This is a genomic window from Micromonospora xinjiangensis (assembly GCF_056150165.1).
The window spans coordinates 16,342-30,167 of sequence record NZ_JAXCFO010000009.1 but is presented as its reverse complement, the minus strand read 5'-3'; the positions used below and the strand labels follow the sequence as shown (position 1 = coordinate 30,167).

15 protein-coding genes are annotated in these 13,826 nt (G+C 74.2%); 6 read left to right on the top strand and 9 right to left on the bottom strand.

Annotated features, from left to right (window positions below; translation table 11 throughout):
* Positions 1 to 69: 69 nt before the first annotated feature.
* Positions 70 to 807: a D-Ala-D-Ala carboxypeptidase family metallohydrolase gene (locus SM573_RS26295; RefSeq protein WP_474615029.1), complete on the top strand. Its 738-nt coding sequence runs from the start codon at positions 70 to 72 to the stop codon at positions 805 to 807.
* A gap of 45 nt (positions 808 to 852) precedes the next feature.
* On the opposite strand, the gene thrS is transcribed toward SM573_RS26295, so the two are convergent.
* Complete coding sequence (gene thrS, locus SM573_RS26290; RefSeq protein WP_474617304.1) at positions 853 to 2,859, bottom strand: threonine--tRNA ligase; 2,007 nt, start codon at positions 2,857 to 2,859, stop codon at positions 853 to 855.
* Between the two features lie 204 nt (positions 2,860 to 3,063).
* Here thrS and SM573_RS26285 point away from each other — a divergent pair, with 204 nt between their 5' ends.
* The gene (locus tag SM573_RS26285) at positions 3,064 to 4,047 is read left to right on the top strand and encodes a YcnI family protein (protein ID WP_474617303.1); all 984 of its coding nucleotides are present in this window, start codon (positions 3,064 to 3,066) and stop codon (positions 4,045 to 4,047) included.
* A gap of 84 nt (positions 4,048 to 4,131) precedes the next feature.
* On the opposite strand, the gene SM573_RS26280 is transcribed toward SM573_RS26285, so the two are convergent.
* Positions 4,132 to 5,052, bottom strand: coding sequence for an ADP-ribosylglycohydrolase family protein (locus tag SM573_RS26280; protein WP_474617302.1), 921 nt, complete (start codon positions 5,050 to 5,052; stop codon positions 4,132 to 4,134).
* Positions 5,053 to 5,125: 73 nt separating this feature from the next.
* Between SM573_RS26280 and SM573_RS26275 the strand changes: the two genes are divergently transcribed.
* Together SM573_RS26275 and SM573_RS26270 are read left to right on the top strand one after the other, a co-directional pair.
* Positions 5,126 to 5,815, top strand: coding sequence for a response regulator transcription factor (locus tag SM573_RS26275; RefSeq protein ID WP_474615025.1), 690 nt, complete (start codon positions 5,126 to 5,128; stop codon positions 5,813 to 5,815).
* A 29-nt stretch (positions 5,816 to 5,844) separates the two neighbouring features.
* A complete protein-coding gene (locus tag SM573_RS26270; protein WP_474617301.1) occupies positions 5,845 to 7,248 on the top strand; it encodes a HAMP domain-containing sensor histidine kinase in 1,404 nt (467 codons plus the stop codon).
* 221 nt (positions 7,249 to 7,469) lie between these two features.
* Here the strand turns inward: SM573_RS26270 and SM573_RS26265 are convergent, their stop codons facing one another.
* Both SM573_RS26265 and SM573_RS26260 read right to left on the bottom strand, forming a co-directional pair.
* Complete coding sequence (locus tag SM573_RS26265; RefSeq protein ID WP_474615023.1) at positions 7,470 to 8,495, bottom strand: adenosine deaminase; 1,026 nt, start codon at positions 8,493 to 8,495, stop codon at positions 7,470 to 7,472.
* The gene (locus SM573_RS26260) at positions 8,492 to 9,286 is read right to left on the bottom strand and encodes a trans-aconitate 2-methyltransferase (RefSeq protein ID WP_474617300.1); all 795 of its coding nucleotides are present in this window, start codon (positions 9,284 to 9,286) and stop codon (positions 8,492 to 8,494) included. Before SM573_RS26260 ends, SM573_RS26265 begins: the two co-directional genes overlap by 4 nt.
* Before the next feature lie 86 nt (positions 9,287 to 9,372).
* Here SM573_RS26260 and SM573_RS26255 point away from each other — a divergent pair, with 86 nt between their 5' ends.
* Positions 9,373 to 10,356, top strand: a complete 984-nt coding sequence (locus SM573_RS26255) for an aldo/keto reductase (protein WP_474617299.1) — start codon at positions 9,373 to 9,375, stop codon at positions 10,354 to 10,356.
* Between the two features lie 109 nt (positions 10,357 to 10,465).
* Positions 10,466 to 10,663: a hypothetical protein gene (locus SM573_RS26250; RefSeq protein WP_474615020.1), complete on the top strand. Its 198-nt coding sequence runs from the start codon at positions 10,466 to 10,468 to the stop codon at positions 10,661 to 10,663.
* Between the two features lie 149 nt (positions 10,664 to 10,812).
* Here the strand turns inward: SM573_RS26250 and SM573_RS26245 are convergent, their stop codons facing one another.
* The 5 genes from SM573_RS26245 to SM573_RS26225 all read right to left on the bottom strand — a co-directional run bounded on the left by SM573_RS26245 (position 10,813) and on the right by SM573_RS26225 (position 13,817).
* Positions 10,813 to 11,016, bottom strand: a complete 204-nt coding sequence (locus SM573_RS26245; RefSeq protein WP_011905669.1) for a cold-shock protein — start codon at positions 11,014 to 11,016, stop codon at positions 10,813 to 10,815.
* A 292-nt stretch (positions 11,017 to 11,308) separates the two neighbouring features.
* Positions 11,309 to 11,569, bottom strand: a complete 261-nt coding sequence (locus SM573_RS26240; protein WP_474617335.1) for a DUF4235 domain-containing protein — start codon at positions 11,567 to 11,569, stop codon at positions 11,309 to 11,311.
* Positions 11,570 to 11,577: 8 nt separating this feature from the next.
* Entirely contained in the window at positions 11,578 to 11,919 is a 342-nt protein-coding gene (locus SM573_RS26235; protein WP_474615019.1) for a DUF3618 domain-containing protein, read from the bottom strand.
* A complete protein-coding gene (locus SM573_RS26230; protein WP_474615018.1) occupies positions 11,916 to 12,350 on the bottom strand; it encodes a phage holin family protein in 435 nt (144 codons plus the stop codon). Before SM573_RS26230 ends, SM573_RS26235 begins: the two co-directional genes overlap by 4 nt.
* Positions 12,351 to 12,620: 270 nt before the next feature.
* Entirely contained in the window at positions 12,621 to 13,817 is a 1,197-nt protein-coding gene (locus tag SM573_RS26225; protein ID WP_474615017.1) for a mechanosensitive ion channel family protein, read from the bottom strand.
* Positions 13,818 to 13,826 lie beyond the last annotated feature (9 nt).

Here is a 13,826-nt window from a genome sequence, read left to right as displayed (position 1 = left end):
ACGGAACGGATCCTAGATCTGAAACTTCCATTCATTCATGTTCTTACATGTGTTGATGAGGAGCTTCCTGTGATCCGACGAATCGCCACCTTCCTCGCGGCCATCGCGCTGACCGTCGTCAGCACGGTGGCCGGCGTCACGCTCACCGCCGGGGCGGCGCACGCCGACGGCTGCTACACCTGGGGCCGCACCCTGTCCGAGGGCATGTCCGGCGAGGACGTACGGCAGTTGCAGATCCGGGTCGCCGGCTACCCGGGCTACGGCGCCGTACTCACCATCGACGGGGCGTACGGGCCGGCCACCCGCGCGGCGGTGAGCCGCTTCCAGCAGGCGTACGGCCTCGCGGCCGACGGCATCGCGGGCCCGCAGACGTTCAACCGGATCTACGCGTTGCAGGACGACGACTGCACCCCGGTCAACTTCAGCTACGCCGAGTTCAACGACTGCAACAGCGACTGGTCCGGCGGGGCGGTCTCGGCCAGCACCGCCCGCTACAACGCCCGGGTGTCGATGTGGAAGCTCCAGGCGATGCGGCACGCCCTGGGCGACCAGCAGATCGTCGTGACCAGCGCCTTCCGCAGCCACGCCTGCAACAGCGCCGTCGGCGGCTCCTCGACCAGCCGGCACCTCTACGGCGACGCCGTCGACCTGGGCGCCGGGCCGCACTCGCTGTGCCGGCTGGCCCAGCAGGCCCGCAACCACGGCTTCAACGAGATCCTCGGCCCCGGCTACCCCGACCACAACGACCACACCCACGTCGCCCACAAGTCCAGCCGGACGTGGTCGGCGCCGAACTGCGGCATCTGATCGCCGGGCGGCCCCTGCCGCCGAGGGGCGGCAGGGGTTCCCGGGTCACTCCTGCGCGGACGGGCCGATGTTGGTACGGGAGGAGACCACGTCGAGCACGTGCGCCACCGCCTCGGCGATCGGCACCCCGTTGCGCTGGGAGCCGTCGCGGTAGCGGAACGAGACGGTGCCCGCCGCCACGTCGTCGTCGCCGGCGATCACCATGAACGGGATCTTCTGCTGCTGCGCCGTGCGGATCTTCTTCTGCATCCGGTCATCGCCCGCGTCGACCTGGGCGCGGATCCCCTCGGCCCGCAGCGCGGCCACGAAGCCGTGCAGGTAGTCCGTGTGGTCCTCGCGGATCGGGATGCCGACCACCTGCACCGGCGCCAGCCAGGCCGGGAACGCCCCCGCGTAGTGCTCGGTGAGCACCCCGAAGAACCGCTCGATCGACCCGAAGAGCGCCCGGTGGATCATCACGGGCCGCTGGCGGGTGCCGTCGGCGGCCTGGTACTCCAGCCCGAACCGCTCCGGCTGGTTGAAGTCCACCTGGATCGTCGACATCTGCCAGGTCCGGCCGATGGCGTCCTTCGCCTGCACCGAGATCTTCGGACCGTAGAAGGCCGCACCGCCCGGGTCGGGCACCAGGTCCAGGCCGGACTGCTCGGCGGCGGTGCGCAGCGCCTCGGTGGCCTCGGTCCAGTCCTCGTCGCTGCCGATGAACTTCGGCGAGTCGTCCCGGGTGGACAGCTCCAGGTAGAAGTCGTCCAGGCCGTAGTCGCGCAGCAGGTCCAGCACGAAGGTCAGCAGCGTGCTCAGCTCACCCGGCATCTGCTCCCGGGTGCAGTAGATGTGCGAGTCGTCCTGGGTGAGCCCGCGCACCCGGGTGAGGCCGTGCACCACACCCGACTTCTCGTACCGGTAGACCGTGCCGAACTCGAACAGCCGCAGCGGCAGCTCCCGGTAGGACCGCCCGCGCGCCCTGAAGATCAGGTTGTGCATCGGGCAGTTCATCGCCTTGAGGTAGTAGTCCGCGCCCTCCAGCTGCATGGGCGGGAACATGGTGTCCGCGTAGTACGGCAGGTGGCCCGAGGTCTCGAAGAGGTGGGCCTTGGTGATGTGCGGGGTGTTGACGAACTCGTAGCCCGCGTCCTCGTGCCGGCGCCGCGAGTAGTTCTCCATCTCCCGGCGGATGATGCCGCCCTTGGGGTGGAAGACCGCGAGGCCCGAACCGATCTCGTCGGGGAAGCTGAACAGGTCCAGGTCCGCGCCGAGCTTGCGGTGGTCGCGCCGGGCGGCCTCCTCCAGCAGCCTCAGGTACGCCTTCAGCTCGTCCCGGGTCGGCCACGCGGTGCCGTACACCCGCTGCAGCTGCGGGTTCTTCTCGGACCCCCGCCAGTAGGCCGCGGCCGAGCGCATCAGCTTGAACGCCCCGATCAGCCGGGTGTTCGGCAGGTGCGGGCCACGGCACAGGTCCGACCAGCAGACCTTCTCCTCGTTCGCGGCGAGGTTGTCGTAGATGGTCAGCTCCCCGCCACCGACCTCCATCACCTCGGAGGAGTCCAGCCCCTCCCCCTTGACGTCGATCAGCTCCAGCTTGAACGGCTCGGCGGCCAGCTCGGCCCGCGCCTCGTCCAGGCTGCCGAACCGCCGCCGCCGGAACCGCTGGCCGGACTTGATGATCTCCTGCATCCGCTTCTCGAGCTTCGCCAGGTCGTCCGGCTGGAACGGCTTGTCGACCGCGAAGTCGTAGTAGAAGCCGTTCTCGATGGGCGGGCCGATGCCGAGCTTCGCCTCGGGGAAGACGTCCTGGACGGCCTGGGCGAGCACGTGGGCGGTCGAGTGGCGCAGCACGTTCAACCCGTCCGGCGAGTCGAGGGCGACCGGCTCGACCTCGGTGTCGGTCGCCGGACGCCAGTCCAGGTCGTGCAGCTGGCCCTCGGGGTCGCGCACCACGACGATCGCCTTCGGGCCGGTCATGGGCAGCTCGGCCGCGGCCACCGCGTCGGCCGCCGTCGTCCCGGCGGCGACGACGACGGGGTCGGCCACGGCGGGGGTACGGGGTGCGGACACGGTGACTCCTCGCAGCAGACGGCACAGAACGGGCCGGTGTGGCCCCCGCCGATGCTATCGGTCCCCCCACCCGCGCCGACCGCCGACGCCTCGGCACCCGGGGTACCGACCCCGACGCCGTTGAACCTTTCGCGCCCGCGAGCCGAACTACCCGGTGTGGCCGGAGACCGGTGCCGGCCGTGTGGACACGGATGGGGACGCGACATGGCGATGACCCGAGGGGATGGTCGGCGTCGGGCCGGGGTGGTCGCCGCCCTGGCGGGCGCCGCGGTGCTGGCCTGGCCCGGCGGCGCACAGGCGGCGGAGGTGACGACCACGCCGGGTCAGGCCCGGCAGGGCGACGCGGTACGGCTGGAGTTCGTGGTGCCCGAGGAGCGACCCGGCACCCGGACCCGGCAGATCGAGGTTCGGTTGCCGGCGGAGGCCCCGATCGCCGAGGTCTACCCGATGTCGGTGCCCGGGTGGGCGCCCCGGATCACCTCCCGCACCCTGGACGAACCGGTGGCCGGCATGCACTCGACCGGGGTGAGCACGGTCACCACCGCGGTGACCTGGATCCGCGTCGACGGGGCCGAGCCCGGCCCGGCCCGGCTGCCGCTCTCCATGGGCCCGCTGCCCCGCACCGAGCGGCTCGTCTTCCCGGTGATCCAGACGTACGGCGACGGCACCGTGGTGCGGTGGGCCGACCAGGCCGGCGCGCACCGGGCCCCGGTGCTCACCCTCCTCCCCGCCGCCCCGGCGCCGGCCGACGGCGCGGCCGGGCACGCGGGGCACGGCGGCGCCCCGGGGGCCGGCACGGGAGCCGAGGCCGGCGGCGGGTCGGTCGGCGCGGGCCCGGCGAGCGGCGCGGGCACCGCCGGCGCCGCGCCGGGCGACCGGGGCGACGGTGGCACGGGCGCGGTGGGCAACGCCGACGCGCTGCTGGCGGCGGGCCTGCTCGCGGGGCTCGGCGGCGGCGCGGTCATCGGCTGGCTCGCGAGCCGCTGGCGCCGCCGCGCCGACGACCGGGAGGGCGGCCCCGACGGTGAGCGCACCGGCACGGACGGACCCGGCGACGTCGCCGGCGAGGAGCCCGCGAGCGGCACACCCGGTGGCGCTCCCGGGGAGCCGGCGGACCGGGAGCGCGACGCCGGCCGGCCCGGGTCCGCCCCCGCCCTGAGCCATTCGGGTGCGGCGAGCGCGGAGTGACGCCCGATCCACCCGGACGAGCGGCGACCAGCTCCCCGACCACGCGGACGCACCTCGGTCAGCCGACCTACCGGTGATCCCGGCTCAGGGAAGCCAGGCGGGCAGGGGCTCCCGGGCGGCCACCCAGTCGCTCGGCACTCCGCCCGGGGTGCCCACGCCGGCGTACGCGGCCACCACGCCCCCGGCGATCGCGGCGGTGGTGTCGACGTCGCCGCCCGCCTCGACGCACGCCCGGATGGCGGCCGGATAGTCGTCCAGGTGGGTGGCGGCGACCCACAGCGTGAAGCCCACCGTGTCCTGCGCGGTGACCCGGGACCCGTTGCCGAGCGCCGCCACAACCCGCGACAGCGGGTGGCCGAGCAGCTCGCCCGCGCGGCGTACCCGCCGGTGCACCTCGGTGGCCGGGTCGACCGCGGCGGCGACCCCGGCGAGCAGGCGGTTCGCCCGAGGGCGGTCCCCGTCGAGGCGACCCCGGGCCGCCAGCGCCGCGGCGACCGCCACCGCGACCGCCCCGGCGATCCCCTCCGGGTGCGCGTGGGTCACCTCGGCCGACGCGCGGGCCTCGGCCGCCGCCCGGGAGGTCGAGTCGGCGAAGTACGCCCCGACCGGCCCCACCCGCATGGCGGCCCCGTTTCCGCAGGAGCCCTGCCCGCCGAAGGCGGACGCGGCCGCGACCGGCCAGGGCGTGCCGGTGCGGATCAGCCGCAGGATGCTCACGGCGCCCGGTCCGTACCCCCGGTAGGGCTCGGCCCGCTCGGCGAACGCGAGCGCCAGCCGGTCCCGGTCGATCCGGCCCGACTCGGCCAGCTCGGCCACCACCGAGCACGCCATCTCGGTGTCGTCGGTCCACTCCCACGGGGCCGGCGGCAGCCGCCCGGCGGTCAGATCCTCCGGGTGCCGGCCGGGGACGAAGAACTGCGAACCGAGCCCGTCGCCGACGGACAGGCCGGCGAGGCTGTCCCGGGCGAGCGCGAGGCGGGCGTCGGCGAAGAGCGTGAAGGACATCGTTGTACCAGCTTGCCCGGTTCCCAGGTGCGCCGCAACGCGATCAACTTGCCAGGCCAAGTACGGTCTGGGGGTGGCCACCGTCCTCCTGGTCGAAGACGATCACGTCGTCCGCGGCGCGATGCTGCGTTCCCTCGCGGATCGGGGGCACGCCGTGCACGCCGTGGGCACGGCGCTGGACGCACTGCGCCGGGTCGCCGCCGAGACGCCCGACCTGGTGGTGCTCGACCTCGGCCTGCCCGACCTGGACGGCTCGGACGCGCTGCGCATGCTGCGCGGCATCACCGACGTGCCGATCATCATCGCCACGGCCCGCGACGACGAGCAGTCGGTGGTCCGGCTGCTCCGCGCCGGCGCCGACGACTACATGGTCAAGCCGTTCACCGGCGCGCACCTCGACGCCCGGATCACCACGGTGCTGCGGCGCGTGGGCCGGGCCAGCCGCGCCGTCCAGCCCGCCGTGCACGTGGTGGGCGGGCTCCGGGTGGACGTCGGCGAGCGCAGCGCCCATCTCGACGGGGAGCCGCTGGCGCTGACCCGCAAGGAATTCGACCTGCTGGCGTATCTCGCCGCACGTCCCGGGCGGGTAGTGTCCCGCCGGGAACTCTTGGAGGAGGTATGGCGGCAGCCGTCGGTCGGCGAGGATCAGACCATCGACGTACATCTCTACTGGCTGCGCCGCAAAATGGGCGAGTCCGCGGCGAAGCCGCGCTACCTGCGCACCGTGCGGGGGGTCGGCTTCCGGCTGGTGGCGCCGGACTGAGGAGCACGCTGGCCCTGCTCACGGCCGGCGTGTGCGCGCTCGTCGCGCTCGCCTTCCTGGTCCCGCTCGCGCTCAGCCTCGGCGACCGGGCGCGGGAGGAGGTGATCGCCGACGCGGCCCGCCGTAGCGCGCTGGTCACCGGCGCGCTCGCCGTCAGCACCGAGCCGGCGGTGATCGAACGGGCGGTGGCGGCCAGCGGCGACGACCCGGCCACCCGTCCGGTGGTGCACGGGCTCGACGGTGGCACCGGCGCCGGCCGGGCCGCGGGCGCCGACCTCGACCGCGCCCGCGCCGAGCGGCAGTCGCTCGTCGTCGACGTGGCCGGCGGCGTGGCCCGCCTCGACCCGGTGGTGCTCGGTGACCGGGTCGCGGTCGTCGAGGTCTTCGTGCCCGACGACGCCCTGGACGCCGGGGCCGGTCGCCGCCTGTTGCTGCTCGGCGCGGTCGGGGTGGTGCTGGTCGGCGCCGCGGTCGTGGTGGTCGACCGGGTCGCCACCCGGACGGTCTACGCGGCCCGCGGGCTGGTCGAGGGGGCGCTGGCGATCGGCGACGGTGACCTGGCGGCCCGGGTGGAGCCGACCGGCCCGCGGGAGCTGGCCGAGGCCGGGCACGCGTTCAACCGGATGGCCGAGCACCTCGTGGCGGCCCGCACGGACGAGCGGGAGCTCGTCGCCGACCTGTCGCACCGGCTGCGGACGCCGCTGACCGTGCTCCGGCTCGACGCCGAGGCGCTGGAGTCCGACGACACCAGCGTCGGCACGTTCAGCCAGGCCGAGCTGGACCGGCGGCGCGGCATCCGGCGGATCCGGCAGGCGATCGTCACCCTCGAGGGCGAGATCGACGTGCTGATCAAGACCACCCGCAAGGCGGTGGCGCACGAGACCGGGCCGGCCATGTGCGACGTCAGCGAGGTGGTCCGGGACCGGATGGTGTTCTGGTCGGCGCTGGCCGGCGACCAGAACCGGCCGCACCGGGTGTTCGGGGCGCAGCTGCGCATTCCCGCGCCGGTGCCGCGCGCGGAGCTGGCCGCCGCGCTGGACGCGGTGATCGGCAACGTGTTCCGCTACACCCCGCAGGGCACCGCGTTCGAGGTGGCCGTCTCCCGCCGCGACGGGTACGTGGCGATCCGCATCGACGACGCCGGCCCGGGCATCGCCGACCCCGACCGGGCGCTGCGCCGCGGGGCCAGCGACCGGGGCTCCACGGGCCTGGGCCTGGACATCGCCAAGCGGGTCGCGTTGCAGGCCAACGGCTCGGTGAGCATCGACCGGGCCCACCTGGGCGGGGCGAGTGTGGTGATGCTGCTCGCCGACCCGGAGGCGAGCCCCCGGCAGGTCAACCGGTTCGGGCTGGTGGGCCGGATGGCACGGGAGGCCCGTGAGCAGAGCGGCGGGGGCCGCCGCTGGCCCCGCCAGCGGCCCAGCGGGCGCTGACGGTCGCGCTCGCGCGCCCGGTTGTGGGCGGGCGCAAGTCTTCCTTAGATCCGCATTAACGGCGGTGGTGGCCGCGCCGGCAGCTGACAGGATCTCGGTACGAACCCATCAGTTCCACCGGCGGGCGCGTCGCGCACCCACTCCGCCGGTGGGGCAGTGCGCGCGGCGGGAGAACGGTCCCCCCACACCAGCTCCCGCCGCGCGCCCTCACCCCGGTCGGTTCAGCGCCCGGTGGCGGCCAGGTAGGCGTCGATCTCCGCGGTGATGCGCTGCTTGCCCGCGGGGTCCAGGAACGAGGCGGTCACCGCGTCGCGGGCCAGCGCGGCGATCCCCTCCGGTCCGACGCCGAGCAGGCGGGCCGCGACGGCGTACTCGTCGTTGAGGGTGGTGCCGAACATCGGCGGGTCGTCGCTGTTGATGGTGACCAGCAACCCCGCCTCGACGAGCCGGGGCAGCGGGTGCTCGTCGAGGCCGGCCACGGCCCGGGTGCGTACGTTCGAGGTGGGGCAGACCTCCATGGCGATACGGTGCTCCGCCAGGTACGCCAGCAGCTCCGGGTCCTGCGCCGCGGAGATGCCGTGGCCGATCCGCTCCGCGCCGAGGTCGCGCAGCGCGTCCCAGATGGTCTGCGGGCCGGTGGTCTCCCCGGCGTGCGGCACCGAGCGCAGCCCCGCCGCGCGGGCCTGGTCGAAGTACGGCTTGAACTGCGGCCGGGGCACCCCGATCTCGGGACCGCCCAGCCCGAAGCTGATCAGCCCGTCCGGGCGCTGCTCCAGCGCGATGCGCAGCGTCTCCTCCGCCGAGGCCAGACCGGCCTCGCCGGGGATGTCGAAGCACCACCGCAGCTCGATGCCGAAGTCGGCCTCGGCCCGCTTGCGCGCGTCCTCGATCGCCTCGCAGAACGCGGGTGCGGGGATGCCCCGCCGCACGTGCGAGTAGGGGGTGATGGTCAGCTCGGCGTACCGGACCTGCTGGCGGGCCAGCTCGCGGGCCACCTCGTGGGTGAGGATCCAGACGTCCTCGGGGTCGCGGATCAGGTCCACGACGCTGAGGTAGACCTCGATGAAGTGGGCGAAGTCGCGGAACGCGAAGTAGTCGACCAGCGCGGCCGGGTCGGCCGGCACCGGGGTGCGCCCCTCGTGGCGGGCGGCCAGCTCGGCGACGATCCGGGGCGAGGCGGAGCCCACGTGGTGCACGTGCAGCTCCACCTTGGGCAGTCCGGCGATGAAGGTGGGCAGGTCGGTCACTGGTTCTCCTCGGCACGGGCGCCGGCGCGGGCGACGACGAAGACGCGGCGGAACGGGAAGTACACCTGGCCGTGGTGCGCCGGGTACGCCTCGGTGAGCCGTACCTCCAGCTCGGCACGGAAGTCGGCCCACCGGGTGGCGTCCAGGGCCGCGCGGACCGGCCGCAGGGCGGTGCCCTCCATCCACGCGAGCACGGGGTGCGCGGCGTCGGCGCGGGCCGGGAGCAGGTGCACGTAGGTAGTCTCCCAGGCGTCCACCGCGCAGCCCGCACCGGTCAGCAGCGCCGCGTAGTCGGCCGGGTCGTCGACCGGGGCCGGTCGCAGCAGCGGCAGCAGCTCGTCCCGCCAGGCGGGCCGCGACGCGACCTCCCGCAGGGCGCGGTGCGACGGCGCGGCGAAGTTCCCCGGCACCTGCACGCCGAGCCAGGCGCCGGCCGACAGCTGCCGCGCCCAGCGCCCGAGCAGCTCGCGGTGACCGGGCACCCACTGGAGCACCGCGTTGGTGACCACCACGTCGACGTCCGCGTCGGGCCGCCAGTCGCGGACGTCGCCGACGTGGAACTGGGCCGGCGTGTCGAGCGCGATGGCCCGCTCGATCATCTCCGGCGAGGAGTCCAGCCCGACCACCCGGCTGCCCGGCCACCGCCCGGTCAGGGTGGCGGTGAGCTGGCCGGGGCCGCAGCCGAGGTCGACGACCGTGCGCGGCCGCTCGGCCCCGATCCGGGCCACCAGGTCGTGGAACGGCCGGGACCGCTCGTCGCCGTAGCGCAGGTACGTCGCCGGATCCCACATGAGCGTGCCTCCCAAACCGTACGTACGTCTTGTTTACCGTACGGCCCCGTGCCCGCCGCGGCAAGCCGCTCACTAGGCTCGACGGCATGGAGCAGCGCACCTTCACCCGACTCGAACGCACCGTCGGGGTCGTCGGCCTCGGCGCCTGGCAGCTCGGCGCCGACTGGGGCACGGTCACCGAGGACGACGCCATGGCGGTCCTGACCGCCGCGGTCGACGCCGGGGTCACCTTCCTGGACACCGCCGACGTCTACGGCGACGGCCGCAGCGAACAGCTCATCGGCCGCTTCCTGCGGTCCCGCCCGGACGCCGGGCTGACCGTCGCCACGAAGATGGGCCGCCGCGTCGAGCAGCGACCGGAGGCCTACACCCTCGCGCACTTCCGCGAGTGGACCGACCGCTCGCGGGCCAACCTCGGCATGGACACACTGGACCTGGTGCAGCTGCACTGCCCGCCCACCGCCGTCTTCGCCGACGACTCGGTCTTCGACGCCCTCGACACGCTGGTCGCCGAGGAGGCCATCGCCGGCTACGGGGTCAGCGTGGAGACCGCCGACCAGGCGCTGACCGCGATCGCCCGCCCGGGCGTCGCGAGCGTCCAGATCATCCTCAACGCGCTGCGGCACAAGCCCCTCGAACGGGTGCTGCCCGCCGCCTCCGCCGCCGGCGTCGGCATCATCGCCCGGGTGCCGCTGGCCAGCGGCCTGCTCTCCGGCCGGTACGACGAGAACACCACGTTCGGCCCCGACGACCACCGGACGTACAACCGGCACGGCGAGGCGTTCGACGTCGGCGAGACGTTCTCCGGTGTCGACTTCGACCTGGGCCTCGCGGCCGTGCGCCGGCTCGCGCCGCTGGTCGACGCCGGGACCACCATGGCGCAGTTCGCGCTGCGCTGGGTGCTGGACCAGCCCGGGGTCACCGTGGTCATCCCCGGCGCCCGCGACGCCGAGCAGGCCCGGCGCAACGTCGCGGCGGCCGAGCTGCCATCGCTGTCCGACGCACAGCTGGCGGGCGTGCGCGAGGTCTACGACGAGCTGATCCGCCCGCAGGTGCACGACCGGTGGTGACCCGCCCGCCGGATGGCCCCGCCCCCGCACCGCGGACGCGGGGCGGGCGGCGGACCGGCCGGGGCGTGGTGGGTCACCGGCGCCCGGCGGCCCGGGAAGGGGGTACGCGATGAGGGGCTGGTTCCTGCTCACGCTCGGCCTGCTGGCCGTGGTGATCGGTGCCGTCTGGACGGTCCAGGGCCTGGGCTACGTCGAGGGCAGCGTGATGACGGGCGAGCGGATCTGGGTGGTGGTCGGCCCGGTCGTGATGCTGGCCGGGCTCGTGGCGATCGTGGTGGGGCTGCGCGCCCGTCGCCGGCGCCCCTGACGCGCCGGACACCGCTCGGGATCGCCCCGCACGCCGGTGGACACCGGGCGAGAAAGCGGAGAACCCCGCGTCCCGGACGGGACGCGGGGTTCCACTGTCGATCCGAAGGTGGATCAGCCCACTGGCCGGCCGGGGCCGGCCGGCACTGCTCAGAGGGGGCGGACCTGCTCAGCCTGCGGGCCCTTCTGGCCCTGAGCGATCTCGAACTCCACCCGCTGGTTCTCCTCCAGCGTGCGGTAGCCGCTGGTCTGGATGGCCGAGAAGTGGACGAACACGTCAGCACCCCCGCCGTCGACGGTGATGAAGCCGAAGCCCTTGTCAGCGTTGAACCACTTCACGGTTCCCTGCGCCATGTGTATCTCCTTCTAAAACTGGCGGCCGAGCACGCCGTGCGGCCGATTGGCCGTTTTCGAGCAGCGGCGCCTGAGGCGGCCCCCGGTGAAGGAGACTTCTCTCAACCCACGCCATCTCGCAACAGCGGGGAACAGCAAACCACGTACGCAAAAACTCTGCACAGTCTACCCGACGAAATTCTCCGACATGTGACCTGACGGATGTCCTCGATCCGCTGGGTGGGCGCTTACCGCCGTGCGAAAGGCCCCCTCGCCGTCGATACGGGAGGGGGCCTCGCACGCCGAATGTGGATCAGTCGGGCCACCGCCCGGTGAGGCGGCGTACGCTCACCGCGCCGCCCCGGTCCACCGCCGCCCGGACGACCGCGAAGATGGCTCCCTGCAACGCGGCGGCCGCGAGGATCTCCCCCCAGCCGCGGTCCTCGTCGGTGGCGCTGGGCGCGTCGCCGTCGCCCGCGGTCATCTTCCACACCTGACGGAAGATCGCGCCGGCGACCGTGCCGGCGGCGATGCCGAGCAGCACCCCGACCGGCTTGTACGCGGCCCTGCCGATGGCCCTGCTCACCGTCGCCTCCCTCGAAGGATCAGCAGCACGACCGCGGTGGCGACCGCGCCCGCCGCGACCACCACCAGGGGCGCCGGACTGCGCCGCGCCAGCTCACCCCTGCGGTGCGCCTGCGCGCGGGCCTCCTCGGCCCGGCGCGCCGCCTGCCCGCGCACCCGGGCCACGGTCTGCGCGGCCTGCTCCCGCATCCGCTGGCGCGCCTGGTCGGCGGATCCCCTCAGCCGGGCCTTGACGTCGGCCTTGGCGGCCAGCGCCTCCATCGTCTCGCCCAGCTCGACCCGGGTCCGCCGGATCTCCTCCCGCAGCGCCTCGGTGTCGACGCGCCCGTTGCCCGTCATGACCGTCCCCTGTCCTTCACCGCGGCGGCGAGGACGTCCACGTCCGCCCGTACGCTGCGGACGGTGGCCGCGGGGACCGGCGGGACCGCGCGGCTGACCTGCTGCTTGCCGACCAGGGCCAGGATGCCGGCCAGCAGGAAGAGACCGACCGCGATGATCAGCGCGGCGGCCCAGGCCGGCAGCACCAGGTCCAGCAGCAGGATCGCGGTGACGACCAGCGCACCGAGGCCGTAGAACGCCAGTGCTCCGCCGCCGCCGAAGAGGCCGATGCCGATGCCGGCGTGCTTGCCCTTCTGGGTCAACTCCGCCCGGGCCAGCGCCAGCTCGTCCCGCACCAGGCGGGAGATCTGCTCCGTGGCCCGCTGCACCAGCTCGGCGGTGGAGGGCTCGCTCCCGTTGCGGGATGTGCGGGCGTTCGCCACGTCAGCCATGCTGTCCTCCTTTCGTCATCACCGCGCTGTATGCCCGGAGTCGCCGTTCGCCAATCCTGGGCGCGCCGCGCCCGGAACGCGAAGAGACGTCCGGCAGCAGGTCCCCGGTAGCCACCGGGTCAAACCTCCCGGATCGGGCGACTCCCGTGCCCGGCCGGCGTACTCCTCCGCCACGGAGAACGCCCGCACCCACCCGGAGGACACGTCGGGGGCACGCGTCGGCCCCGGCCGCGAGGGCCGGGGCCGGCAAGCATCCGCCGGGCGGAGCGGTCAGCGGCGCGCCTCCACGGGCTCGTCGGGGCCCACGAACGCCTCGCTGCGGGCGTCGCCGTCGTCGCTGCCGCCGAAGAGCCGCGCGTCGTCGGGCACCTCGCCGTCGGCCAACCGCCCGGCCGGGCGGCGCGGCTGCACCCACTGCCACGGCAGGTCGCTGCGGGCGTCGCCGAGTTCGGTGCGGACGCGGGGCATCGCGGTCGGGCGCTGGTCGCGCACCCAGGCCACCAGGTGCTCCCGGACCAGGCAGCGCAGATCCCACAGGCTGCCCGCGTCGGCGGCGCTGACCAGCGCGCGGATCCGGACCGTGCCCCCGGTCGCGTCGGTCACCTGGAGCACGCAGACGCGACCGTCCCACAGCTCGGTGCTCTCCACGAGGCGGCGCAGCTCCTCCCGCATCGCCTGCACCGGGACGGCCCAGTCCACGTCGAACTCGGCCGTGCCGAGCACCGCGGCCTCCGTACGCGTCCAGTTCTGGAACGGCTTGCTGGTGAAGTACGAGGTCGGCAGGATCAGCCGCCGGTCGTCCCAGATCTGCACCACCACGTAGCTGAGGGTCAGCTCCTCGATGCGGCCCCACTCCCCCTCGACGACCACCACGTCGTCCAGCCGCACCGCGTCGCTGAACGCGAGTTGGAGCCCGGCGAAGACGTTGCCGAGCAGGCTCTGCGCGGCGAGCGCCGCGACGACACCGGCCACACCCGCGCTGGTCAGCACACCGGCCCCGACGCCCCGCACGCTGGGGAACGTCATGAGCATGACCCCGAGGGTCAGGATCACGATCACCGCGATGGTCAGCCGGCGCAGCATCACGACCTGGGTGCGCACCCGTCGGGCGTGCCGGTTGTCCGGCACGTCGACCCGGAACCGGGCCAGCGCCGTGTCCTCGGTGACCACGAGCAGCGCGGCGACCAGCCACGCCACGCTGGCGATGACCGCGAGCACCAGCACGTGCAGCAGGGCCTGCCGCCACGGCGTGCCGACGGCGTAGCCGGTGGTGAACCGCACGGCGAACTGGACCGCCACCACGGTGGCGGCTACCTGGAACGGGCGGTGGGCGTGGTCGGTGAGTTCCGTCATCAGCCGCGAACGGCGGCCGAGCCGGCGGGTCACCCGGTGCACCACCGTGGTGACCAGGATGGCGATCGCCGCCGCGGCGAGCGCGGCGGCGACGGTCTCGAGATAGTGCTGCACAGACTTCCT

Bases quoted from the DNA above. Each gene is read 5' to 3' on its own strand.
- SM573_RS26285 (WP_474617303.1), top strand. From the start codon at position 3,064: ATGGCGATGACCCGAGGGGATGGTCGGCGTCGGGCCGGGGTGGTCGCC.
- SM573_RS26280 (WP_474617302.1), bottom strand. From the start codon at position 5,052: ATGTCCTTCACGCTCTTCGCCGACGCCCGCCTCGCGCTCGCCCGGGAC.
- SM573_RS26260 (WP_474617300.1), bottom strand. From the start codon at position 9,286: ATGTGGGATCCGGCGACGTACCTGCGCTACGGCGACGAGCGGTCCCGG.
- SM573_RS26255 (WP_474617299.1), top strand. From the start codon at position 9,373: ATGGAGCAGCGCACCTTCACCCGACTCGAACGCACCGTCGGGGTCGTC.
- SM573_RS26250 (WP_474615020.1), top strand. From the start codon at position 10,466: ATGAGGGGCTGGTTCCTGCTCACGCTCGGCCTGCTGGCCGTGGTGATC.
- SM573_RS26245 (WP_011905669.1), bottom strand. From the start codon at position 11,016: ATGGCGCAGGGAACCGTGAAGTGGTTCAACGCTGACAAGGGCTTCGGC.
- SM573_RS26235 (WP_474615019.1), bottom strand. From the start codon at position 11,919: ATGACGGGCAACGGGCGCGTCGACACCGAGGCGCTGCGGGAGGAGATC.
- SM573_RS26230 (WP_474615018.1), bottom strand. From the start codon at position 12,350: ATGGCTGACGTGGCGAACGCCCGCACATCCCGCAACGGGAGCGAGCCC.